Raw genomic sequence first — 24,486 nt, forward strand, 5'->3', positions numbered from 1 at the left:
TATATAGCCGTGCAGTCGCCCTCAACGGAATCAATGGATTTCGAGGGCGGCTGTTGTGTTTTATTCCGTGAGCGTGTATCTGTGGCTGAACAGTGTGTTTTTATAGGGAAACGATGATGTCTTTAATTGAGTATGAACCCGGTTTTTATTGAAGGACAGAAAAAGCTTTCCAGGGTTTAGAAAAAAGCGGGGGGTCAATATATGTAGAAAGGAGCCTGCCTGTCGCTGGACAGGCAGCTGAGCGCGTTCCGCACGGAAGAGGGGCTTGACCATGCGAATTCTGTTATGCCTATGGATAGTGTTTATGCTTGTCGGCATGTGCACAAGCGATGTCTTTGCATTCCTGCTGGAAGGTAAAGTGAACTTCCGGTTTACCAGTGAGGTGCATTTTGCGGAGCTTTTCCACGTCAAACCGCTTCAGGCGGTGAGCAAACTTGAGCTTATCGGCCATTTCGGCATGTTCTTCATCTTGGCAGGTCTGCTGTCGGCTGTTTTAAAAAATACCATAAGCGTTGTGCTGTTCACGCTGTTCTTCGGCGCCGGAACAGAAATTCTGCAGCTGTTTTTCAACCGGGGCACCAGTCCGTATGACTTTTTAGCGAACACGGCCGGCGTTCTGCTATTCCTGCTCTGCCGGAAGATCTGGAAAGAAGAGATGGGGAGAATCAGAAAGGAGCGGAAGGTGTGGGAGATTTGAAGACGTATATATTGAAAAGGATTTCGGTTGAAATATAAGATGCACCATTTTAGGTTAAATTGTGACTCAATATAGTAAACGGAATTGGACTGTCCCACAATCCTGATTAGGGGCGTCGCCGTCTTGCGGAAGCTGTATTGTTGTTTTATTGTGAAGAAAGAGAAGTGAAAGGGAGCGAAATGATGAGGGAACGGTGTGTGCGTTGGGGTTCAGAGAAAGTGAAAGTCATTCTGACGAAGGAGACGGAGTCGGAAGCGCTTTGTCTTCGGTGTTATAACGGCTGGATGACGGAAGAGCTTGGTGTTGAAGCGGAGAGTTACCCGGAGAAGATCTCCATCCGAGATTCGGAAGGGACGTTGCGTGATTTCGAAGTGGAGAAGAAACTGGATCCGATCGGTGTCATCATGGAAGCGCGGGAAGTCGGCGGCATGGGCTATGAGTTCACACTGGCCGGTGATCTGGATGAGGACCAAGGGCAGTTGCTGCTGGAGTTGATCGAGAAGGTGAAGCGCGGCATGGCAGAGACGTATATCCGAACCGGAAATTTTCCGAACGGTCAATGCTATCACATATTGAAAGCGGACCGAATGGCAGGGAGGATTGCGTATGATGATGAGAATGAAGGAGCGCCGCTTATCGTTATTGATGGGACTACATATTCGTGGGATGAAATCGGCAAACTCCTGATGTCGTATGAAGGGTTCCAGTTCAAGCTGGAGGTCATGGATCGCTTCGAGGAAATCGAGTGGGCGGATGAGAGGGAAGAGAAGCGGTAAACTTCTGCTTTAGTATTGAATGGAGCGATGGTATCCGAGGGGAGCATATTCTCGGATTGAGGCCGCTTTTCTGTCGCAGGCAGGATGGATAGGTTGGAAAATAATCGATCGAAATGGAAACAGCCATCTCCTCGGATGGCTGTTTTGCTTTGCACTAATTATCATTTGCCTGTGTTGAAACGCTAGTGTTTTGACATAGGGGGAGACTCTAATGAATGGATAACTGGAAGTTAATTAAGAAAAGCCGTATTCAAAAACCATAAAGGTCTGAATACAGCTTTAGTCTGTGCACAAAAAAACACAATTAAGTTTTGGAAGGAGACATGATTCAGAGGTCTTTAATGTCCAGCCAGTTTTCCGGGAATCCCATTTTATCCAAAACTTCGTCAATAGAAATCACAGTTAATTTATCTGTCAATAGTGTTAACGTATCGTTTAATTCCATTGCTGTCTTTGTGAAATCCTCAGTGCTTAAGAATAATTTCAAGCAAATAAATGCAGCGAAAATATCGTGGTTGCCTTTAATGGGCTGTCCCCCAGAATTAATGGGTATCTTTAGTGATTCATGAATAGTATTGGTTGGTATTTGAGTTTTTGCGCTAAAATCGAATAGTCGTTCATCGTGAGCACATTTATTTCTTATTAATGTAAGAAAACCAATCATGTTACCAAAATCTGTTTCTTGAATTTGGAAACTTTTCCCTACCATTTGCCGGTCTCTTTGTTTCATTAGATTAAAGAATTTGCTAATGGTTCCCAAGCTTAATACATTGACTAATACCCAGAGCGGCACATAACCATATTCAGTCATATAATGTTTGATCGAGTTATGCTTAGTTATATTTTTAGCAATTTCGCCCTGAATTCCTTGAAGCAACTGGATAATGTTTTTTAGGCGGTTAACCTTATTCTTCTTAACTTCCGTGTCGAAATTTTCAATTTTTAAGTAGTTATCATGTCCATGCTGTTCAGAGAAAGTGTAAGCGATGGAACTTTTAATGTTGTTTTCAATTCTTAAAATTCTTCTTAACAGCAGCATTCTAAGTTCGAAGTCGAAATCATAAAGTGCTTTAATTTCTTCAAAAGATGCTCCGTCTTTATATTGCTCTTCTGTTGAAGAAGTGGCCGGTGTTTGAATAAATAGCTCTTTGTAGCCGTTTACCAAGCTGTAATAATTCTCTTTCTGAAGAACCTGCTTGGATTCTTCAGATATTCGAAGGCCACGATGGCGCAGAATACTTACTTGTTCATCAAGCGTTTTGAATGTTTTATCCAAGGAAGTAAACCTCCAGGTCCATCCACTGTTCTTCTGTTCATTATGAAAAGAGCGGATAAATAGAAAAGGCTCTGGACCCTAAGGTAACCAGAGCGCGATCGGTACAATTATCATAGCACTCGTATCACCGAGTGTCAAACAGTAAAAAGGCTCTGGACCCTAAGGTAACCAGAGCGCGATCATCCATTATATATAAAATAATTACCCAAGAGGCTACATATGTAAACATTGAATTTAACTTATGCTTGTGTTAAAACAGATGCGGTTTATGGTTGGGTTCTTATACACGAAACCGATTGAAGGTAAAACACTTTGATATCCAGCCGTTCTGAAATTGCATCCTTGGGCAGAAATAATTAATTTACTAGGCACCCGTGAAAGGGTTTGACAACTTCACTAAAGAGGAACAAAGTAGTACTATAAATTGATATCACTGAATGACAAGCAGAAAAGGACATTGGATAAAACACTTGAAGATCCAGTAAAATCGGATATTTTATGGGCAGATATCGAATCGCTTTTCCGGAGCTTAGGTGGAGAAATTTCTGAAGGAAGAGGATCTCGGGTCCGAGTAAGTCTGAATGGGGTCAAAGCGGTGTTCCATCGACCGCATCCAGAAAAAGCAACAAACAAAGGCGCCGTTAAATCCATGAGAAGATTCTTAGAAGAAGCGGAGGTAGTGAAATGACTCTCTTAAGGTATAAGGGATATACAGGAAAAGTGGAAATTGACTTGGAAGCGAATACTCTCTATGGCGAAGTTATCGATATAAGAGACGTTGTCACTTTTCAGGGCGAGAACATTTCACAGCTGACCGAAGCTTTCCATGATTCAGTGGATGATTACTTAGAGTTTTGTGAAGGAGAAGGCGTGAATAAGTTATGTCTCCGCTACCATAATTGAATTTTAATGAAGTCGTCCTCAGTGGAATTAGCTGGCTTTGAGGACGGCTTTTGTGTATTTACTGAAAAAATGAGAGGGTCATAACTGCATTTAACACAGCATCGCAACCCCAAAAACAGCCCCGTTACTATCCCGGGGCTGTCTCCATGTTTTATTCCATCCTCAGGCGATGTAGTCTTCTGCCGGAATGTCCTTCGCTTGTTCTTTTTGGTAGTAGCGGCCTTTTGTCAGCACTGCGAGTCCCACCGTCATTGCAGCGGCGAGGAGCGCGGCGAAAAAGGCGGCGGTGCTTTGGAGGAAGGTCCCCATGAAGCCGAGCGCGGCCACGGTGCCGATGGCGGTCGGCACGAGCAGGGATACGACGCCGACCGGATTCCATTTGAACAAGTTCGACTGGTCGGCTTCGTAGTAGCCGGGGCCGATCTTCAGCCACTTCTTGACGATGAGGGCATCCGTCACGAGGATCGATGCCCACGTCATGAGCGCCACGCCTTGGAAGGTCATCGCCGTGCCGAGGTGGTCGATGATGCCGCCGGGCATCAGTGCCATCGCGGCGACACCGGCGACGACGACCCAAAAGCGCCGGCCCGGGGTGAAGCGGAACATGTTCTCAAAAAAGCTCGACAGGGACAGCGAGCTGCTGTAGATGTTCGTGATGTTGATGCGGACTTGCGTCAGCGTCGTGAACAGGACACCGCCGAGGCCGAGCAGCACGACGATGTAGACGCCGGGATTCGACTCGCCGAGCGTGACGCCGAACCAGATGCCGAGACCGCCCATGACGCCGAAACAGAAGATCTGCGGAATGAACCCGATGGCGATGGAGCCGATTTTCAAGTCCTTCGGCTTCAGGAACCGCGCGTAGTCGGACGCGATCAGTGCAGTCAGGCCCATGATGCCGTGCTGCATGCCGATGCACAGCAGCAACGCGGTGCCGCCGATTTGGACGCCTTCCGGCATATACGTCCAGAAACTGCCTTCGTACAGGGACGTCCGGTTGAAGGCGGCTACGATCGCCGCGATCAGGAAGATGCCGAAGATCGGCAGCGACCACTTTTGGAGCTTATCCAGCTGCTGGATGCCGAACCAGTTCAGCGGAATGACGAGCGTGCCGAAGACGATGATCAGGACCCATAAGGGGATGATGGGGAAGTAGGCATGGATGGCGGATACCAGGATCATGCCTTCGAAAGCGCAATACATGATGAAGTTGGATGCGTAGATCAAGGAGGTCAGCGAGGCGCCGATGTACCCGAACCCGCCGCGTGACAGTAAGTTGACGTTCATGCCCGACTTGGCGGACAAGTAGACGATGATGGAGCCGAGGACGCCGGCGACCACGATGGCGTAGGCGGCTGAAATGAGGGCGTTCGGTGCGCCGAACTGGAGAGCCATGACACTGCCCATCTGGAAATAAAAAATGGCGGTGGCGATGCCGAACGTGATGTTCGTGATGCTCAGCCAGCCCATGTTCCGCTCTTCCCGCGGGACGCGATCGAGTGAATAATCCTTAGTCGGTTCTTCTGCTGGGTTGTAATCCTGTTCCCGTAACTCGCGATCTGCCGTAATCTCAGATCTCATCTTATCCTCTTCTTTCTTTTTACAGATTTGCCTGGCTCCGCCGGTCTCGGCAAAGGCCTGCTGGCGGCAGGCAGAAATAAAAAAGCAGGTGGCTGTCATCTGCCAGCCGCGGAGGCTGACAGAGAAAAACACTTGCTATATCAGTGTAGCATATATTTCGAGTCCCTGTATTTCGGGAGGCGAATTTTTGTGGGGAGGGCAGGATTTTTGGCGGTTTTGTGCGGGAGACCGTGCGGCAATGTTGCTGTCAAAGATGCTGAAAAAAACGATGGATGAAGCGGGTCGGTTTATTGCGCCATGTCCAAGGAAATACAAGTAAGAGATGATACAGTCTCCTCTATACGGATTTGCCGTGAAGGCGTTTTGTGTAGCGCGACTGCTTTTGGGGGGAAAGAAAAATAGCCACAATCATCTCTGCCAAAAGAGGAACATATCAAAGTAAAGAGTGGTAGACAAGCGGCGAGAAGTTTAATGAATAAACTATATACTTTAGACATGTTATGGTAACATATAGGGTATAGAAAAACCGGGTGCGTTAACACCCGGTATTGCAGTACACACCGCAAATGAGCGGCTGGCCGAGTTGAAGATGTTTCATCGTAAAGAGTAACCACCTACAATCCTGGCGGGGAGAGGGCGGTTACTTTTTTTGTTTGATGGCAAATGCGATGACTGCCACTACAACTGTCAGCGTCGAAGTTAGGAATATGCCGAACTGAAACAGCATATTCATCGCATCGTATGTCACCATATATATAAACACCCCCCTTTTTAAGGGAGTGCCAACCGCCCATCCGCTCTATGTAACTGCATTTCTAAGTTTAGCATAAACGAACGTGCCTAACACTCGAGAAATAACTTGATTGTATTTTCGGTCCTTGTTTTGTAGACCATCCGGAATCGTTACCGGCACAGGGACAGCAAAAAAGAGAAGGAGCAGCCGTTTGGCTGTTCCTTCTCTTTTTTCTCTGCCATTACACATGTTTCGGCGTCTCTCCGAATGTCGGCGGCATGGTGAGGTCCGGCCGGAAGCTCTTATCTGAAACCGAGTTCATGACGTGCAGGCTGAACCAGATGATCCCGAGCCCCCATACAGCCGGCGCGGCATATCCGACGACCGGCACAAAATCGAGGAACGGAGCGACCATGACGAGGATGGCCGCAGCGACCGGGATTTTCCGCCCCGGGATGGAGGAAGCCCCGAAGTAGAGCCAGCCGAGCGCGAATACCGCAAACGAGATGAACATGCCTTCCGCGAGCGGTGACGGCGGCGCTGCCTCCAGAATTTCCGGCACTTCAGCCATGAGCACTGGTTCCACGAACGCATGGATGAATTTTACGGATGTGAAAAGAGCGGTCCCCACAAAAGCGACAATGAAGCTGATTGTCCAGTTCATGCCGGGATTTTCCCGGCTGCTGTTAAGCGCCACCAGTCCGACCAGGATGAAAATCATGCTGACCAAATCCACTGAACCGCCGCTGATCATCAAAGCCGTACTTTCCGATTCCCCGAGCAACAGATACCAGACAGGCAACAGCAGCTGCACAGCGCCTCCGATGAGCCCGAACACTGCAAGCAGACGCAGCGTTTTCATGTCTTCGCCTCCCATTTTAGTCAGCTCCTTGCAGAGCTATGTATCACATTCCGGCAGTATGTTTGGGAGAATAAAACCGGGCGTCCGCTTCGAATTTCCATTTTCCATTACTCCCAATATACCACACACCCGGCAAAATCGCATTAAAAAGAATGAAAATTTAAAAAATAAAAACGGTCCAGCTTCATGTTCAAAAACAGGAGGGGAGTTTACACTAATAACAGCAGGAAATGGGAATTGCCGGAAAGGAATCGCTGTACAGAGTGAGTGACCGATTCCTGGCCACGTCGGCAGAAGCGACAGTGTCGCGGACTGAAAACCGGTTTTATTCTCAACAGAAGGAGGACATTGAATGGCAGAGGGGGAGACGGCATGAAAACAGCGATTCGTCTGATCGGCCCGACAGTGATCATGTTCATCGGCTTGACGCTCATCGGCAATGTGCCGATCACGTTTTTGCTGTTCTACGGCTGGCTGCTCGGCGTTCCGCTTTTGGAACGGGCGTTCCCGGCGGAGCGGTTCAAATCAGGCAAACGGGATGTGATGTGGGGAATCGGGAGCGGGCTTCTATTTTTCCTTTTCATTTTTGTGGGGATGAGGTTTCTGCACATCTATTTGCTGGATATCGGGAAGCTCCGGGTGCTGCTGGTCGAGTGGGGATTTTCGGGGCCAGGAGAAGGATGGCTCGTGCTGGTCTTTCTGCTCGTCAATCCGGTGCTGGAAGAGATCTACTGGCGGGGATATGTGTATGACCGGCTGCGCCCGCGCGGGAAGGTGGCGGCGATTTGGATCACGGCGGTTTTCTATGCGCTGTATCATCTGCTGACCGTCAACGAACTGTTCACGGGCGGGTTCAGTCTGCTCGCGGTGCTGCCGGTGCTGCTGGCCGGCCTGTTCTGGGGAATCCTTCGGGAGAAAACCGGCTCCATCACCCCCACGATCATCGGCCACGGGCTGGCGGATCTGGGAATCCTGTTCGTGTATTGGTTTATCGTGAAGTAAGTGCTCATGCGGCGGTGTTGGAAAGGTTTTGCGAATTATCGATGGCTCCCAGTCTAGCAGCGAAAAACTGACGCGAAAGATATAGGAATGACACAAAAAGAAAAATAGTTTAAAAATTTAAATTTTTTATTAAAAAAGCGAATTTTTTGTAATGAAAAGAGGTAAAGGATAAGGCACCATACAAAACTGAAAGAGGAGTTGGGAATGTGAACAAAGCGGTCGCCTCACTCTCAGTTGCCTTTGCCCTCGTCATGATGATGTTCACCAGTGTTGCTGCAGAAGAACATGCATCCGTCCGGATTCTCCACGCGTCACCGGATGCACCCGCGGTCGATGTTTATGTGGATGGGGAATTGGTGGTCCAGGAATTACCGTTCAAGGAAGCCACGGACGATTTAGGATTACCGGCTGGAACGTATACGGTGGAAGTGTTTGCGGCAGGCAGTGAGTATGTGCCGGAGGAAGCCGTGCTGGCAACGGACCTGACTGTGGAATCCGGTCAGGAGTACACAGTGGCGGCAGCCAATTTCCTGGAATCGCTTGAATTCGTCGTTGCGCCGGAATCGACGGAAGTGACGGATGGCAAAGCGAAGATCCGGGTCGGGCATTTGTCACCGGACGCACCGGCAGTGGATGTGGGGATCATTGGCGGCGACGCTTTGTTCACCGGCGTTGAATTCCCGACGGTCACGGAATATATCGAAGTGGACCCAGGAACATATGATTTGGAGATCCGGCTGCCGGACGGTACGCAAGTCCTGCCGCTGGAAAACACGGAGCTGAAAGCGAACACCGTCTACAGCGTGTACGCGATCAATTCAGCGGATGCCCTGGAAGTGACTGCGCTCGTGGATTATGAAGGAGCGCCGGCGCCGGGTGAAATGCCGGTGACCGGTCTCGGCCAGCCTGACCAGTCGCAAGGCCTCTGGGTGATGGCGCTGGCTGCGCTTGCTGTGATGGCGGGCGGTGGTGTCATGCTGAGACGGCGGTTTCAAGAATAAAATCCTCATATTGGCAGCGGTTCTTTTATTGGCCGGCTGTCAGGAAGGAGCCGATGAAGTCAGCGAGCGGACGGAGGAGATCGGATTCACCGCAGAAGTGCCGGCAGCCGAACCCCTCCTGAAGGCGCAATCGGCAGAAAATCCGATCAATGGCCTGACCCGTCCCGGCATTGAGCCGCTGGTGCTGCGGATTCCCGCAATCGGCGTCGAAGCGGACGTGCTGCATCTCGGCACGACCGAAAGCGGCGCCATGGCGGTACCTGGCAATATCGCCGACGTCAGCTGGTTCGCACCGGGTTACCGGCCGGGACAAAACGGCCGGGCGGTCATCGCCGGACACGTCGACGGTCCGAATGGGCCGGCGGTGTTCTGGGACTTGCCGGAACTGAAAGCGGGTGACGAAATCATCGTCGAAGGCGCGGACAAAAATCTCGTCTTCCGGGTGGAAGCGATGGAGTCGACAGCACTGGATGACATCGATGTCAAGGCCGTGTTCGGCTATCGCTCTTCGCCTGAACTCGTCCTCATCACCTGTTCGGGGAGCTACAGCGAATCGCTCGGGACGCGGGAAGAGCGGCTGATCGTGTATGCGGGCTTCAGTGAAGAAGTGAGCAAAGCGGAGTAGGATGATGGTTTATTATAAGCAGGAGGCCAGTCGGGTTTGCGGTCGGTGGTGAAAAGATTAGGTTGTCAGTATGCGGATGGAAGCAGCCTCACCGGTGGGTGGGGCTGTTTTTTGCGTTTTTATTTGTGTCCTGTGCTGGAAACGATTCATAGTCGGATCCGACACAGGCACGGAAAATACTCAGGAAAATCGGGAGGGGCAGAACCAGAGAAAGCGCGCCAAAAATTTCTGCGTTATAATGATAATTGTCAATGCTTTCTAAAAAGTCAATTAAAACACGAGAGGTGAAGAGGATGCAGGAGAAACTGACAAAACAGGTGGATCAGCTGATCAGCGCGTACGACCGTCCGGTTCCTTCGGTCGCTTATTTGCTTTGTGACCGGCACGATCGGGAGAAATGGGCACTGGTCTATGAAAACGGAGCGGGGGAAAAGCGGACGTATACATACGGTGAACTGCGGGATTTGTCGGAGCGGTTCGCGGCGGTGCTCCGGAATCAGGGGGTCGAAAAAGGCGAGCGTGTCGCGGTGCTGCTGCCGAAAGGGCCGGAACTGCTCGTTTCGGTGCTGGCCATCTGGCGGCTCGGCGCCGTCCATGTGCCCTTATTCACGGCGTTCGGCCCGCAGGCGATTTCCTACCGCGTGAAGAACAGCGGCGCCGGAGTGATCGTCACGGATACGGAGAACCGCGGAAAGCTGGACGGAGCGGAGCTCGGGAATGGCACTTCGGCATTCCCGGTCATCACGGTGACGGGTACTGCTGAAGGAGAGGACCGGCCGGATGACACCGATTTCTGGGAAGCGCTCCACGAGGCGGAGCCGATTCCGGAAAACGCGGAAGTCACGGGCGATGATTTGTTTATTTTATTGTATACATCCGGGACGACAGGGCATCCGAAAGGGGTGGAAGTTCCGATCCGCGCACTGGCGGCGTTCGAGGGCTACATGCGTTTCGGGCTCGATCTGCAGCCTGGTGACATGTATTGGAACATCGCAGACCCCGGCTGGGCGTATGGATTGTACTATGCGCTCGTCGGCCCGATGCTGCTTGGTCAGACGTTCATCATGGTCAATGCGAAGTTCAGTGTGGAGGAAGCGTACCGCGTGCTGAAGACGTACGGGGTCACGAATTACGCGGCGGCACCGACCGTCTACCGGGCGATGCGCGCTGAGGGTGTGCCGGAGGGGCTCGGCGATAAGCTGAAGCTGCGCGTCTTGTCCAGCGCCGGAGAACCGCTGAATCCGGATGTCAGCAAGTGGGCGGAAGAGAAGCTCGGCGTGCCGATCTATGACCATTACGGACAGACAGAGCAGGGGATGGTCGTGAACAACCACCACGCCCCGGAACTCCAGCGTCCGCTCCGTTCCGGTTCGATGGGGCAGGCGATGCCCGGTTTCCGGGCGGTCATTGTGGATGAAGCGGGCAGTGAATTGCCGGCGGAGGAAGAAGGGCAGCTCGCGCTGGATACCGAGAACTCGCCGCTGTTCTGGTTCCGCGGCTATTATCGGGATGAGGAGCGGACACGGGAGCGGTTCGTCGGCGGGAAACGCTATTATTTGACCGGGGATGCCGCCAGCCGGGACGCGGATGACTTTATTTATTTTTCCGGACGGTCTGACGACATCATTTCGAGCGCGGGCTACCGGATCGGGCCGTTCGAAGTCGAAAGCGCGCTGATGGGCCACGATGCGGTCGCGGAAGCGGCGGTGATCGGGGTGCCGGATGAGCAACGCGGGGAGATTGTGAAAGCGTTCGTCGTCCTGAAGCCGGGCTATGAGCCGGGTGACGCGCTGGCGCAGGAATTGAGCCGGTTCGTGAAAGGGAACCTTTCCGCCCACGAGTATCCGCGGGAGATCGAGTTCGTCGACGTGCTGCCGAAAACGCCGAGCGGGAAGATCCAGCGGTTCCAGCTGCGGAAAGGGTAAGGGTTTTGTGTTGTGCCGGGGCGATTCAGACGTGTATCGAGAACAGGGACCGGGAAATTGCGTGCAGCCTCTCGGTATTGTACAATATAATGTACAACAAAACGAATTGAGGGATAGCCGATGGAAGCGATTAATTATTCCGCGCTTCGAACCCATTTGAAGGATTACTTAGATCAAGTGACGGATGATTACGAGACTTTGGTCGTCACACGTAAAAATGGCAAGAATGTGGTGATAATTTCCGCTGATGAATATGATAACTTGATGGAAAGTGTTCATTTGCTCGGAAACGAAGCGAATCGCACGCGTCTGCTGGATTCGAAAAGGCAGTTGGAAGACGGATTGACTGTGTCCCGGAGCCTTATGGAGACGGATTAAATGAACATCATCTTTACTGAACAGGCCTGGGCAGAATATGTTTCTTGGCAGAGAGAAGACAAAAAGGTGCTGAAGCGTATTAATCTGCTGATTCAAGATATTCAGCGCAACGGGTATGAAGGCATTGGCAAGCCGGAACCGTTGCGCTTTGATTTGGCAGGCTATTGGTCTAGAAGGATTAATGAAACTGACCGGCTGGTCTACCGAATTGACGAAAAGAATGTGTACATATTGCAATGTAAGTATCATTACAAATAGATGATTTTTTGTGACCCTGTGCCGGAAACGATTCAGAATTGTGCCGATCACAGGGACAGAAAATTTCACGAGGAGGCGGACTCCGATGCCAGGACGGAACGACCCGTGCCCGTGCGGAAGCGGGAAGAAGTACAAGAAGTGCTGCGGACGGGAGCAGGAGGCGGGGCTGTCGATGTCGATCCAGGAAGATCTGCGGGAAATCAATAACGAATTTCTGGATAAAGGGCTCCGGCCGGAGACGCGGAAGGGGATTGAAGAACGAATCAGCCAGTGGTCGGATGAGCTGAACGGCTATTTCCATGAGGATTTCATCCAGGAAGCGGCGTATGAGACATATGTGTTCCTCGATCATCCCGAGGATTGGCGGGCTCACCTCGACAGGCAGCTGAAAAAGTATCCGCGCGGCAAGGTGGCGGATGTGATCGAGGGGTGGCGGCACCCGTTTTTGCTGCTGGCGAAAGCGGAGTTGTCGGAAGATGGCCGATTGGTCGCAAAAGATGCGATAAGCGGGGCAGTTTATGAGGTGGCGGGCAGCGACCCCGACCACGCCGGGAATTGGTTCCTCGGCACCGCTTTTCCGTACAGAGCGGCGGGGGAAGATGCGATCATGTTTTGGCACGGGACCCTCGTGCTGAAAGGAGACATGCCGGAACCGGTTATCGAAGGGCTGAAGACGCTGATACCTTTGGGCGATCTGCTGGCGCTGTTGAAGCTGCTGATCCGGTTGGGCACGGAAGAGGAGGATGCGGAACTGACGCCGTTCGGACAGAAGGTGCTGCGTACGGTGGAGCGCTATTCGGCGGCGCATCCGGATTCGCGGGCCCTCGCCGTATTTGCGGAGATGCTGCTGCACCGAGTGGAGCTGAACGCCCGGAAGCCGGAAGCGGTCGCCGCAGGGATCGTCCAGGCGGCGATGGACATTGGAATCGTGCCGGATCCGCTGCCGCAGAAGGAACTGGCGACCGCATTCGGCGTATCTGTGGGGACGATGCTGAAGTATCGGGATGTGACGCTCGATTTTATTGCCGATGAGTCGGAGGATTTCATGGCTGACGAGGAAGAAGGTTGGGACGTGCCGGAGACGGAGCGGATCCTGCAGTTCAAGGTCCGGCTGGTGGGGACGAGTCCGCCGGTGTGGCGCCGGATTCAGGCGGACAGCCAAATGACTTTCGCGGAGTTCCACGATGTGCTGCAGGCGGCGTTCGAGTGGGACGATGATCATCTGCATGATTTCCGGCTGACGCGTATTGAAGGCAGGGTCGGACAGAACCTGTTGATCGGCCGGGCGGATACAGAGGAAGCGTTTCCGCTGTCGATGATGAAGATGGATGAAACGGAGGAGCGGCTGGGGGACTGGTTCCATGCCGTGAAAGATCGGGCGGTGTACACGTACGATTTCGTTGCCGACTGGGAACATGAAATCGTTCTCGAGAAGCGGCTGCCGGCGGAGCCGGGCAAGCGGTATCCGTACTGTGTGAAGGCGGTCCGGGAAGCGCCGGGCGAGTATGGACTGGAGCCGGACGAAGAAGACTTGGCCCCTGCGGAAATAAAGGACGAAGTCAACGAACGGCTGGAACCGCTGCGGCGGGAACTGCCGACGGGAGTGAAGGAGCGGACAGAAAAAGCGCCAGATGGGGATGTGTGGCAGCGGCTGATCGCTGAAATGAAGGAGCTCCGGGAGCTCGAGCCGTGGAAATGGATATACGATGATCAAGTGTTCGCGCTGGAAGACCCGGCGGACGGAACGCCGGTGTTCGTGTCGGTCCTCGGCGCTGCAGGGCAGGAGTTCGGCCTTGCCGTTTATATCGGGGACGCCGGTTATGAGAGCCTCGTCAAGACGATGACCGGTTCGGCTTCGTTTGAGGAACTGGTCTACGGCCAGCGGAGCGTACTCGCTTCGTTTTCCGACCGGGGGGAACTCGAGGACGAGGACATCCAGCTTTTGAAGGACCATGGGTTCACGTTCCGCGGAAAGAAGTGCTGGCCGATGTTCCGCAGCATGGCGCCGGGGTTTTATCCGTGGCTGATCGACGAAGCGGAAGCGCAGCTCCTGATCGACGTGATCGGCCAGACGAAAGTGGTCCTGAAGAAAGTGCGGGACGGGCTGATCCTCCCATCCGGCAGCCGCGGGCCGTTTTTCGGCCGGCGGAAGGATGACGCCAGTGCCTGGCACGACGGTCGCTTCACGATCGACGCGCTGGTGCGGAAAGGCCAGGAAAAAGCGGCGACTTTGATGATTGCGGAAACGGACGCCGCGCGGCTGAAGAAGATGACGCCGGGCGTCGGGAAGGCGGACTTCGGTGCGTTTTATATCAACAGCCCGGTGCAGACTGAACCCGACAGCCGCCCGTATTTTCCATTCATGACGGTCGCGATGGAACAGTCGAGCGGGATGATCATTCACCAGCATGTCGATGGCGGGAAAGACCCCGCGGAAATCGCGCAGCAGGGCCTGATGGATTTTATCTCGGAACGCGGCGAGCTGCCGAAGGAACTGGCGGTGACGAAGGAAACGGCGGGGCTGATCAGGGTGCTGGCGGATCGGCTGGGAATCCGGCTGACGGTGAAGCGGCGGCTCCGGGAAATGGAAGAGCTGAAAGCGATGATGGAGCGGGGGATGTAGGCGCTGGGGGCCTGCGTCCCTTTTTTTGTGGGGCGTTTTTTCGGTTCCTGTGACTGGAACAGTTCTGAGTTGTGCCGAGCACAGGGACAGAAAAAAATCATTCAGCCGGATTGCCACTATTTGCGGCAGAAATACGTCATTGACGGGTAAGCGCTTTCAGGTAGACTGGAAATAAGCACGTCTTTATCCGGTGACCCCTGAAAGACCGCGGATCGTGCGCCTTTGCTGTCCGACCTTTCGTGTTTTATTGAAAAAAGGGAGGAATTTAAGTGGCATCGAATATGTACGCGACGGAATGCCCGCAATGCGGCCGTTCCGCGATTGTGGATGAGTATTATAAGCGAGGCGACCGGTACTTGACGTGCTGGCGCTGCGGTTATTGCCATACGGTGGAGAACCGGGCGTTCCACGAGAAAGATGGCGTCGGGTTCGAGGAAGAGGTCTGTCCGGGATTCGGGGTGTTCGTCTGGCGGGGAAAGAAAGACGGTTACCAGATCACGATGCTCGGGAAGTTCGATGAAGCGCTCGAGCGGGAGTATATGGAGAAGTTCCATGAAGAAGGGACCGATCAGGAGACGAGTTATTTCGTCCGCTATGATGAAGGACGGTTCAAGGTGCTCGCCGGCAAGCCGACGGAGAATTTCCATTTGCCGTTCGACGTGTATCGGGACAAGATGTATAAGGAGTATGACTGCGTGACGGAATTCGAACGGTACTTAGTGCCGATCGAGGAATAGACGCTGTGCGCGGCGGGTTGTAGCAGCGGTGGATGAATAGAGGCCGTCCAGCGGGATGGAAGAATTCCGGCTGGGCGGTTTTTTGCGGGTTTCTGCGGAGCCGTGGCTGGTTTTAGTAAACAGGAAATGAAAAAAGTCTGCATAAAATTTCGAGTTTAGTGAATTTTAACCGGTGGAAAACATGGAAGAGGATGACCGACGAAGGTCCCAAGGAGCTGTCACGTAACGGCTTCTTGCGGGAGCTTTCGGCAGTGAAAGGAGCGAGACTTTATGAACGGGCTGGAAAAGATGCGGGATAACCCGGCAGTCACGCTGAATCCGGCGGACGTGGAAAAGAATGCGGACGACTGGCTGGAAAAACTGAAAGCGGAGCGCCCGTTAGTGTCCCACCGGGATAAGACGCTGCTCCGCTATCTTTTGTACCATATGGATTGCTATGGTCATGTTGTGGCGACACTGGAAGACTTGAAGGAAGGGACCGGCCTGTCTGCAGGCAAGCTGAGCGGAACGCTGATCGCTTTGGAAGATATGGGTATGATCGCCCGCAGACGCGGGATTATACTGGTGGATACAGACCGGCTGGACCGCGTTTCTGTGTAAAGAGTCTGCGGGACATTTTCGGTGGAATTGGATTTGCGATAGCCGCCTTTGGAATCGGATGATTCCGGGGCGGTTTTTTGTGTTTTATTTTCATGAGGCTGTGTCGGAAAGCGTTTCGGAATTGATTGCAGCAGAGAGGTGCGGAAGGGAAAGGGGGAAATTGAACAGCAAGCGCCTAAATATTTTAAATATTCATTGTACAAGCGAAAAAGTTGGTCTATACTTTTAGTGAACAAGGAGGGGGTGCGCTTTGGAAAGAGACTTACGGATAAAAAGTACAGTCTTCGGCGATGGGGCCAGAAGAGCGCCGAATCGCGCAATGTTGAGAACAATCGGCCTGGACGATGACGATTTTAAGGAGCCGATGATCGGTATTGCCAGTACTTGGAGCGAGGTGCCGCCTTGTAAGAGCCATATCCATGACTTGGCAGTAAGTGCCCAATAAGGTGCCCGGGAAGCTGGCGGGGTGCCCTTTATTTTTAGCATTTTCCGAAAGAACTCTCCCCTTCAGGCGTGTAACGGGCGAAGCCGGGCGGTGAGGGGAGATGAAAGTTTCCTGTTCTTGAATGGGCAGTGGCCGATTTTTTGGACAGGTGAGGAGTGGATGGAAGGTTGATTGACCCGAATAAACAAACAGTTTTGGAAGAATTGAAACAGCTTCTGTCCGAGGACCGCGTCTCAACGAATGAGTCCGTCCTGGACCAGCACAGCAGAGATGAATCGTATCATGAACCGGTCATGCCGGATGCCGTCGTTTTTCCGCTATCCGCGCAGGACGTGAGCGGGATTATGAAGACGGCCGGAAAATACGGAATTCCGATCATTCCTTTTGGTCTTGGGACCAGCCTGGAGGGTCACGTCATCCCTTATAGCGGCGGCATATCGATCGATTTCTCGCTCATGGACAAAATCCTTGAAGTGAAACCTGAAGATTTTCTTGTCCGGGTCCAGCCCGGCGTCACCCGCTCAAAGCTGAACCAGGAATTGAAAAAGTACGGGCTGTTTTTCTCGGTTGATCCGGGAGCGGATGCCACGCTGGGCGGCATGGCGGCAACGAACGCGAGCGGTACGACTTCTGTGAAGTATGGCGTGATGCGCGACCAGGTCCGGGATTTGGAAGTGGTGCTGGCAGATGGCTCCATCATCCATACCGGCAATCTGGCGGTCAAGTCTTCGTCCGGCTATAACTTGAATGGCCTGTTTGTCGGTTCGGAAGGCACACTCGGCTGCTTCACGGAACTGACGCTTCAAGTATATGGGATTCCGGAATCGATTGTAGGAGCGAGAGCTTCCTTCGGAACGATCGGACAGGCGGTCAACGCGGTCGTCGGTGTCCTGCAGGCTGGAATTCAGATCGCAAGGATCGAATTGATCGATGCCCAATCCATGCGGCATGTAAACGGTTACAGTGGGACGGATTATAAGGAAGCGCCGACGCTTTTCATGGAGTTCCATGGCAACGAAGCGGGGCTCAGGCAGGACATGGAATTCGCCGAAGAGATCCTGGAGGATCATGGATGCGAGGAATTCAAGTTCGAGCGGGATTCAACGGCCCGCAATCAATTATGGGATGCCCGCCATGACCTCGCATATGCCGTCATGCGGGGGAATCCGGGGAAGAAAATGATGGTGACCGATGTTTGCCTGCCGATTTCCCAGCTTGCCGCCGGAATTGATTCCGCACAGCAGGGGATGAAGGAATTCGGGTTTGAAGGCGGAATCGTCGGCCATGTCGGAGACGGCAATTATCATGCCCTTCTCATGATCGATACGGACAATCCCGAAGAGATGGAGAGAGCTGAGAAATTCAATGAAAAAATCGTGGAATTCGCCTTGAGCAGGGGCGGGTCCTGCACTGGGGAGCATGGCGTAGGAATCGGGAAAATGAAGTACCAGAAAAAGGAACATGGCGATTCATTAAACGTGATGCTGGCGGTGAAAAAGGCACTTGACCCGGAAGGTCGGCTGAATCCGGGCAAACTTCTTCAGACAGACAGTATTTAAAACTAAGGGGGATTTGGAGATGGAATGGAAAAAGAAAATGACGGTAATGGCGGCAATGCTGGCGGGCGCAGGAGTCATGGCCGGCTGCGGGGACGAGGCTGCAGGAGGAGGGGAAGAAGAAGTCTACACGCTGCAGGCAGGCCACTCCCTGCCGGTGGACCACCCGTACCATATCGCTTTTCAGGAAATGGCGGATGATATTGAAGAACGGACGGATGGCCGCGTGATTATTGAAGTGTTTGCGAACAGTGAAATCGGGGCTGAACGGGAACTGATCGAAGGTCTGACACTGGGGACTGTGGACCTTGCGGTATCATCGACAGCGCCGATCACCAGCTTCGTGCCGGAGCTCGAAGTGTTGGACGTGCCGTTTCTTTTTGAGAGCCGGGATGCCGCTGTGGAAGTGCTGAATGGTGAAATCGGCGATGATTTGGCCGCACAGATGGAGGAGCAGGGCATCATCCTGCTGTCATGGGGAGAAAATGGATACCGGCATGTCACCAATTCCGTGCATCCGATTGAATCGCCTGAGGACCTTGAAGGACTGAAGATACGCACACAGGAAAACGAGATCCACCTCGCCGCATTCGAAGCATTGGGTGCGCAGCCGACGCCGATGGCATGGACGGAAGCACTTACTGCCCTGCAGCAAGGGGTCGTGGACGCCCAGGAAAACCCGGCGATTGTCGCGGACCAGTTCAATCTTTATGAAGCCAATCAAAAATTCATGACTCTTACTGGGCACGTCTACTCTGTTGCGGCCTACCTGCTGAGCCAGCAGACATACGAAGAACTTCCTGAAGATCTGCGCGAAATCGTAGTGGAAGAAGGAATGGAAGCCGGTGAGCGGCAGCGCGAACTGATCATCGAAATGGAAGCGGAATCGCTGAAGAACCTGAAGGAGCAGGGCATGGAAATCATTGAAGAAGTCGATATTGCCCCATTCCAGGAAGCGGTCCAGCCGGTCTATGATCAGATCGAGCACGTGGAGCTGCTGAACCGGATTAAAGAAGCGCAGCAATAAAAGCGGGAATTCAATTTCTGAAGAAAAAGAGAGAAACCTTTCTCTCTTTTTTGTTAGGGGGACGCTATGGGAACAGCAATCAAATATTTGAATTTGGGGATAAAATACATCCTAATTCTTCTCATGACGGTCCTGGTCGTCGCGGTCTTCATGCAGGTCGTGTTCAGATTCGTCATTGAGCAGCCGCTTGCCTGGACGGAGGAATTAGGCAGGTATTGCCTCATTTGGATCACATTTTTAGGAGCAGGGTATGCCATGGCCACCAACTCGCATATCGGTGTGGAATTTTTTGTAGAGAAGGCGGCTGTTCCTGTACGGCGGGTTACATACATACTCAGTGCGACTGCCTGCTTGGTGTTTTTCCTCCTGCTGGTGCTGGAAGGATACGAACTGGCAGTAAGCGGCATGTCGCAATCGTCGCCGGTTCTCCAAATACCGATGGGGTATATCTACGCCGCCATTCCGGTGAGCGGTGTCATCCTGATCATCAACTTGGCATTCCAGTTCATGAAAAATTTTAAGAGCGGGGGTGTCTGATCATGGCGATTCTTCTTTTCGCGTTGCTGGCCATCTTTTTTCTGATCAATGTGCCGATTGCAGTGGCGCTCGGATTGGCTTCCACGATCGTGTTTTTCATTCAAGGGACGGTGGAACCGATTGTCATCGTGCAGCGCATGTTCAACGCCGTCGACTCGTTCCCGCTGCTTGCGGTGCCGTTTTTCATCCTTGCGGGGAGCCTGATGGAGAGCGGCGGGATCTCGCGGAGACTGATCCGGCTCGCCAATGTGATGTTCGGAAGAGTGAAAGGCGGATTGGCGATCGTCTCGATTGTCGCCTGCGCGTTTTTCGCAGCGATCTCCGGTTCCGCGGCCGCCACGACAGCTGCCGTCGGGGCATTGCTGATTCCGGCCATGGTCAAGAAAGGCTACGACAAGGATTTTTCGACGGCTGTGCAGGCGGCTGGCGGGACGATCGGCGTCATGATTCCGCCGAGCGTACCGCTTGTCCTGTATGGCGTCACGGCTGGTGTATCGATCGGTTCTTTATTTATTGCCGGAATTCTTCCCGGCATTTTAGTCGGGGGTTCGCTGATCCTGCTCGTCTACATCATTTCGCTTAAGCGGGGATACGGCGGCGAGGAGAAAGCGGATTTCAAAGAATTCCTGAAGGCGTTTGCGGACGCCATCCTGGCACTGCTCATGCCGGTGATCATCTTGGGCGGCATCTATGGCGGCATCTTCACGCCGACTGAAGCCGCTGTCGTCGCCGTGGTGTACGGGCTGATCGTCGGGCTCGTCATTTACCGGGAAATCAAATTCAAGGATTTGATCGAAGTGTTCACTTCATCGATCCTGGTGACGGCTGTCATCATGTTCATCATCGCCGGCGCTTCCGCGTTCGGTTACTATTTGACGCGCGAGCGCATTCCGGGCGAGCTGACGGAACTAATGCTGGGGGTTACAGACAACTGGATCGTCGCACTGCTCATTATTAATGCGGTTCTCCTTGTCGCTGGTGCTTTTCTGGAGACATCGGCAGCCATCATTATTCTCACGCCGATCCTGGTGCCGATCGTCAGTGCGCTCGGAATCGATTTGACGCACTTCGGGATTATCATGATTGTGAATTTGGCCATCGGATTCATTACACCGCCGGTCGGAATCAACCTTTTCGTGGCGGCGAATATCGCCGATACGAAATTCGAAAAACTGATCGGTGCCATCATTCCGTTCATTATCATCATGGTCATTGATGTGCTGATCATTTCATTTATTCCGGCCATCAGTCTGTTTTTGATTGAATAAACCACGGTCTCTGAATTTCAGGAAATGGAGCGGGACGGTCAGGCGGATTAAGGAATGTCTGTGCTATAGGAATTGGAAGGAAGTGATTGTGTGGCGAAATATAACATCGCAGTGATTGAAGGGGACGGCATCGGCCCGGAAGTGATGGAACAGGCGCTGAACGTGCTCGGCGCACTGGGCGGGGAGGCGGACTGGCTGTCCGTCGAGAAGCTGCCGTGGAATTCCCGCTATTACCTGGAACACGGGCGGATGATGCCGGAAGGCTGGAAGGAACAGCTGCAGCGGTTCGATGCGATCCTGTTCGGCGCGATCGGTGATGCCCGCGTGCCGGATGACGTGTCGGTGTGGGAACTCATCATGCCGATCCGCAAGGAGTTCCGGCAGTACGTGAACTTCCGGCCGGTCCGGTCGCTACCCGGCATCCGCTCACCGCTTGCGGACGGCGAGGACATCGAATTCGCGATCTTCCGCGAGAATGCGGAAGGGGAATACTCCGACAGCGGGGGACGGATGTTCCGGGGGGAGCCGGCCGAACTGGCCATCCAGAACACGGTCATGACCCGGGCGGGGATCGAACGCATCACCCGCGCGGCGGGCGACTACGCGCGAAGGCACGGCAAAACGAAGCTGACGAGCGCGACCAAGTCGAACGCGGTCGTCCATGCGAATAAACTATGGGATGAACAGGTCGCCCGGACGGTGCGGACGGATTATCCGGAGCTCGAGCTGGAATCCGTCTACGTCGATGCGCTCGCCGCGTATTTCGTTCAGCGGCCGCAGTCCTTTGAAGTGGTGGTGGCATCGAATTTATTCGGTGACATCCTCTCCGATCTCGGGTCGGGCATCACCGGCGGGCTGGGGCTGTCCCCGTCCGCCAACATCAATCCGGAAAAGGACTTCCCGTCGATGTTCGAGCCGGTCCACGGATCCGCGCCGGACATCGCCGGCAAGGGGATCGCGAACCCGATCGCCCAGATCTGGTCCGCGGCGCTCATGCTCGACCATTTGGGCGAAGCGGAGAAGGGGAAGAAGATCGTGCGGGCGATCGAACAGGTACTGGCAGAAGGAAAGGTGAAGACGGCGGATATCGGCGGGGACGCGACGACCGCGGAAATGGGGCAGGCGATCCTCGATAAACTGGCCGCTCTGCCGGAGAAGGGGTGAAGGGATGGAACTGGAAGGAAAAGTGATCCTGGTGACCGGCGCGGGCGGCGGCATGGGGCAGGCGATCGTCCGGAAGCTGCTCGCTGAAGGCGCGCATGTGGCGGGCATCGATTTATCGGAAGCGGCGATGGCGGGGCTGGACCACGAGCGGTTCACCGCGGTCGGGGCGGACGTCCTGGCTGAAGAAGCGATGGCGGAAGCTTTTGCGGCGGTCCATGAAGCGCACGGCCGGATCGACAGCCTCGTGAACGCGGTCGGGATCGCCCAGGCGGCGGCGCCGATCGAGGACGTGCCGCTCAGCCAATGGCGCAAGCTGTTGGAGATCAACGCGACGGCGCTGTTCATCACGTCGAAGGAAGCGGTCCGCTACATGAAAGCGCGCAGGGAAGGGGCGATTGTGACGATCGCCTCCATCTCGGCGGTCCGGCCGCGGCCGGGCCTGCAGGCGTACATCGCGTCCAAAGGAGCGGCGGAAAGCTTTTCCCGGGCGCTCGCCATCGAAGTGGCGCCGTATGGCATCCGGGTGAACACCATCCACCCGGGGCCGACCGACACCGGCATGCTCGGGCAGTTCGCGGCATCAGGGACCGATGCCGAACAAGCGAAAAAAGAGATCTTTGCGGACAGTGTGCCGCTCGGCCGGCTCGTGAAGCCCGATGACATCGCCGATTCGGTCATCCACCTCGTGTCGGACCGGACGAAAATGATGACCGGCGCTGTATTGCATGTCGACGGCGGAAGAGGACTTTAAGTGCGCCCGCCGTTCAGAGGACACAGCGGCGATCCGCGCCGCGGAAAGGAACGGGAAGGATGAAGAAACTACCGATGCTGATCAACGGCCAGTGGGTCGGAGAGGACCGGCCGGGGGGACATCCCGTCTACAATCCCTCGACCGGTGAACAGATCGCGGCCATCACGGCCGGCACGAAAGAAGACGTGGACGCGGCGGTGGCCGCGGCCCGCGCGGCGTTCGAAAGCCCCGAGTGGCAGCGGGTCCGGCCATATGAGCGGGGGCAGCTGCTGACGGAACTCGCCCGCGAGATCCGGTCGGATCTGGACCGGTGGGCGGAGCTGGAATGCGCCGATGTCGGCAAACCGATCTCGCAGGCCCGGGCGGATGCGGAAGCCGCGGCGCGGTACTTTGAATTCTACGGCGGGGCGGCGGATAAAGTGACGGGCGATACCATTCCGATCGAAGCGGGCCTCTTGAACGCGACGGTCCTGGAGCCGGTCGGGGTCACGGCGCACATCATCCCGTGGAACTACCCGCTGCAGATCATCGCCCGCAGTGTGGGGGCGGCGATCGCGACCGGCAACGCGGTCATCGTGAAAAGCGCGGAAGACACGCCGCTCACCGCCCATGCGCTGGCGGAGTGGTTCAGCGCCAGCTGGCTGCCGGCCGGCATCTTCCAGCACATCACCGGGCTCGGCCAGGAAGTGGGCGGGCCGCTGGCGGCGCACCCGGGCATCGGCCATGTGACGTTCACGGGCTCCGTGCCGACGGGCATTTCGGTCATGAAAGCGGCGGCGGCCAACGTCGTGCCGGTAACGCTTGAACTGGGCGGCAAGTCCCCGAACATCGTATTCGCGGACGCCGATCTCGCCAAAGCGCTCGACGGCGTGACGAAGGCGATCATCCAGAACGCCGGGCAAACCTGCTCGGCGGGTTCCAGGCTGCTGGTCGAAGAAAGCGTGAAGGAGGAATTCCTCGCGCGGCTGGCGGAGAAGTTCGCCTCGCTGACCATCGGTCCGGGCAAGGACGACCCGGACGTCGGGCCGATCCTGAACGACAAGCAGTACCGGCAGATCATGGACCGGATCGAAGAAGCGAAGAAGACGGGCCGCGTCGTCGCCGGCGGGGAAGCGGTATCGCCGCCGGGCGGGGGGAACGGCCGCTACATTCGGCCGACCATCATCGACGGCCTGGCGCCGGACGATCCGGCCGCCCAGGAGGAGATCTTCGGGCCGGTGCTGACGGTCTTTTCGTTCCGGGATGAAGCGGAAGCGGTGGCGCTCGCGAACGGCACCGACTACGGGCTCGTCGCGGGCATCTGGACGAAGGACATCGATGTGGCGCACGCGGCCGCTGCCCGGCTGAAGGCAGGGCAGGTGTTCATCAACAGCTACGGCGCGGCGGGCGGCGTCCAGATGCCGTTCGGCGGCTACAAAAAAAGCGGCATCGGCCGGGAAAAGGGCTTCGTCGCGCTGCGCAACTACGTGCAGATCAAGAACATCGCCATCAAGTTCGGTGACTGAGATCCGATTATGTTCGATGTGGAAATTTCCTGAGGAAAGCCGCCTTTGGAATCGGGTGATTCCAGGGGCGGTTTTTATGTGTGCCTTTTTTCGTGTGCCTGTGTCAGAAACGATTCCGAACTATTTCTGACACAGGCACAGGAAAAATTCGGAATTGTTTGCAGCACAGGGGCTGGAAAATTTCCGAAGCAGAAACAGAAAAGTGAGGGGTACAGGGAAAGAGGATGTGAACGGCATGAAAACAGGTCTTTATGCA

General features: G+C 54.4%; 24 protein-coding genes and 1 pseudogene. 21 read left to right on the forward strand and 4 right to left on the reverse strand.

The features are described from left to right. Positions 1-271 precede the first annotated feature (271 nt). Together CCE92_RS08395 and CCE92_RS08400 are read left to right on the forward strand one after the other, a co-directional pair. Positions 272-697, forward strand: a complete 426-nt coding sequence (locus CCE92_RS08395; protein WP_088007073.1) for a VanZ family protein — start codon at positions 272-274, stop codon at positions 695-697. A gap of 197 nt (positions 698-894) precedes the next feature. Then, a complete protein-coding gene (locus CCE92_RS08400) occupies positions 895-1,473 on the forward strand; it encodes a DUF7713 domain-containing protein (RefSeq protein ID WP_088007152.1) in 579 nt (192 codons plus the stop codon). 328 nt (positions 1,474-1,801) lie between these two features. Here the strand turns inward: CCE92_RS08400 and CCE92_RS08405 are convergent, their stop codons facing one another. Then, complete coding sequence (locus CCE92_RS08405; RefSeq protein ID WP_162287843.1) at positions 1,802-2,749, reverse strand: Abi family protein; 948 nt, start codon at positions 2,747-2,749, stop codon at positions 1,802-1,804. 457 nt (positions 2,750-3,206) lie between these two features. Between CCE92_RS08405 and CCE92_RS08410 the strand changes: the two genes are divergently transcribed. Continuing rightward, positions 3,207-3,437, forward strand: a complete 231-nt coding sequence (locus CCE92_RS08410; protein ID WP_241535930.1) for a type II toxin-antitoxin system HicA family toxin — start codon at positions 3,207-3,209, stop codon at positions 3,435-3,437. Continuing rightward, the gene (locus CCE92_RS08415; RefSeq protein ID WP_088007075.1) at positions 3,434-3,652 is read left to right on the forward strand and encodes a type II toxin-antitoxin system HicB family antitoxin; all 219 of its coding nucleotides are present in this window, start codon (positions 3,434-3,436) and stop codon (positions 3,650-3,652) included. Before CCE92_RS08410 ends, CCE92_RS08415 begins: the two co-directional genes overlap by 4 nt. 162 nt (positions 3,653-3,814) lie before the next feature. Here the strand turns inward: CCE92_RS08415 and CCE92_RS08420 are convergent, their stop codons facing one another. The 3 genes from CCE92_RS08420 to CCE92_RS08425 form a co-directional block, all read right to left on the reverse strand. Beyond that, the gene (locus tag CCE92_RS08420; protein WP_088007076.1) at positions 3,815-5,233 is read right to left on the reverse strand and encodes a purine-cytosine permease family protein; all 1,419 of its coding nucleotides are present in this window, start codon (positions 5,231-5,233) and stop codon (positions 3,815-3,817) included. Between the two features lie 640 nt (positions 5,234-5,873). Beyond that, positions 5,874-5,984 (reverse strand): putative holin-like toxin, encoded by a 111-nt coding sequence (locus CCE92_RS16200; RefSeq protein WP_241535934.1) that lies wholly within the window; start codon positions 5,982-5,984, stop codon positions 5,874-5,876. Positions 5,985-6,207: 223 nt separating this feature from the next. Further along, positions 6,208-6,828 carry a hypothetical protein gene (locus tag CCE92_RS08425; protein WP_144390994.1) on the reverse strand — a complete coding sequence of 207 codons (621 nt, stop codon included), beginning with the start codon at positions 6,826-6,828 and terminating at the stop codon, positions 6,208-6,210. A gap of 372 nt (positions 6,829-7,200) precedes the next feature. Between CCE92_RS08425 and CCE92_RS08430 the strand changes: the two genes are divergently transcribed. From CCE92_RS08430 to CCE92_RS08510, 17 genes and pseudogenes are all read left to right on the forward strand, one after another. Further along, a complete protein-coding gene (locus CCE92_RS08430) occupies positions 7,201-7,830 on the forward strand; it encodes a CPBP family intramembrane glutamic endopeptidase (RefSeq protein WP_088007078.1) in 630 nt (209 codons plus the stop codon). A 206-nt stretch (positions 7,831-8,036) separates the two neighbouring features. Next, entirely contained in the window at positions 8,037-8,831 is a 795-nt protein-coding gene (locus CCE92_RS08435) for a DUF4397 domain-containing protein (protein ID WP_088007079.1), read from the forward strand. Positions 8,832-8,859: 28 nt separating this feature from the next. Continuing rightward, positions 8,860-9,456 carry a class F sortase gene (locus tag CCE92_RS08440; RefSeq protein WP_241535935.1) on the forward strand — a complete coding sequence of 199 codons (597 nt, stop codon included), beginning with the start codon at positions 8,860-8,862 and terminating at the stop codon, positions 9,454-9,456. Between the two features lie 293 nt (positions 9,457-9,749). Further along, positions 9,750-11,381 (forward strand): AMP-binding protein, encoded by a 1,632-nt coding sequence (locus CCE92_RS08445; RefSeq protein ID WP_206601393.1) that lies wholly within the window; start codon positions 9,750-9,752, stop codon positions 11,379-11,381. A 120-nt stretch (positions 11,382-11,501) separates the two neighbouring features. After that, positions 11,502-11,759, forward strand: coding sequence for a type II toxin-antitoxin system Phd/YefM family antitoxin (locus CCE92_RS08450; RefSeq protein WP_088007082.1), 258 nt, complete (start codon positions 11,502-11,504; stop codon positions 11,757-11,759). After that, a complete protein-coding gene (locus CCE92_RS08455) occupies positions 11,760-12,017 on the forward strand; it encodes a Txe/YoeB family addiction module toxin (protein WP_088007083.1) in 258 nt (85 codons plus the stop codon). It begins immediately after the preceding gene. A gap of 85 nt (positions 12,018-12,102) precedes the next feature. Then, positions 12,103-14,640 (forward strand): plasmid pRiA4b ORF-3 family protein, encoded by a 2,538-nt coding sequence (locus CCE92_RS16100; RefSeq protein ID WP_088007154.1) that lies wholly within the window; start codon positions 12,103-12,105, stop codon positions 14,638-14,640. Between the two features lie 269 nt (positions 14,641-14,909). Further along, complete coding sequence (locus CCE92_RS08465; protein WP_088007084.1) at positions 14,910-15,377, forward strand: hypothetical protein; 468 nt, start codon at positions 14,910-14,912, stop codon at positions 15,375-15,377. Positions 15,378-15,647: 270 nt separating this feature from the next. Next, complete coding sequence (locus CCE92_RS08470) at positions 15,648-15,977, forward strand: replication/maintenance protein RepL (protein ID WP_088007085.1); 330 nt, start codon at positions 15,648-15,650, stop codon at positions 15,975-15,977. 250 nt (positions 15,978-16,227) lie between these two features. Further along, positions 16,228-16,419 (forward strand): annotated as a pseudogene (locus tag CCE92_RS16205) (dihydroxy-acid dehydratase); the annotation flags it as partial. 173 nt (positions 16,420-16,592) lie between these two features. Then, positions 16,593-17,981 carry an FAD-binding oxidoreductase gene (locus CCE92_RS08480; protein ID WP_420913231.1) on the forward strand — a complete coding sequence of 463 codons (1,389 nt, stop codon included), beginning with the start codon at positions 16,593-16,595 and terminating at the stop codon, positions 17,979-17,981. A 19-nt stretch (positions 17,982-18,000) separates the two neighbouring features. Beyond that, the gene (locus CCE92_RS08485) at positions 18,001-19,005 is read left to right on the forward strand and encodes a TRAP transporter substrate-binding protein (RefSeq protein ID WP_241535936.1); all 1,005 of its coding nucleotides are present in this window, start codon (positions 18,001-18,003) and stop codon (positions 19,003-19,005) included. A gap of 66 nt (positions 19,006-19,071) precedes the next feature. Beyond that, positions 19,072-19,542, forward strand: coding sequence for a TRAP transporter small permease (locus CCE92_RS08490; RefSeq protein WP_088007087.1), 471 nt, complete (start codon positions 19,072-19,074; stop codon positions 19,540-19,542). Positions 19,543-19,544: 2 nt separating this feature from the next. Beyond that, a complete protein-coding gene (locus CCE92_RS08495) occupies positions 19,545-20,810 on the forward strand; it encodes a TRAP transporter large permease (protein ID WP_088007088.1) in 1,266 nt (421 codons plus the stop codon). A 90-nt stretch (positions 20,811-20,900) separates the two neighbouring features. Beyond that, on the forward strand, positions 20,901-21,974 hold the full coding sequence (locus CCE92_RS08500) for a tartrate dehydrogenase (protein ID WP_088007089.1): 1,074 nt from the start codon (positions 20,901-20,903) through the stop codon (positions 21,972-21,974). 4 nt (positions 21,975-21,978) lie between these two features. Beyond that, positions 21,979-22,725 carry an SDR family NAD(P)-dependent oxidoreductase gene (locus CCE92_RS08505; RefSeq protein ID WP_088007090.1) on the forward strand — a complete coding sequence of 249 codons (747 nt, stop codon included), beginning with the start codon at positions 21,979-21,981 and terminating at the stop codon, positions 22,723-22,725. A 59-nt stretch (positions 22,726-22,784) separates the two neighbouring features. Further along, a complete protein-coding gene (locus CCE92_RS08510) occupies positions 22,785-24,230 on the forward strand; it encodes an aldehyde dehydrogenase family protein (RefSeq protein WP_088007091.1) in 1,446 nt (481 codons plus the stop codon). Positions 24,231-24,486: the final 256 nt, after the last annotated feature.

The sequence above is a fragment of the Indiicoccus explosivorum genome, assembly GCF_002167005.1.
In the GTDB taxonomy this organism is placed as follows: domain Bacteria; phylum Bacillota; class Bacilli; order Bacillales_A; family Planococcaceae; genus Indiicoccus; species Indiicoccus explosivorum.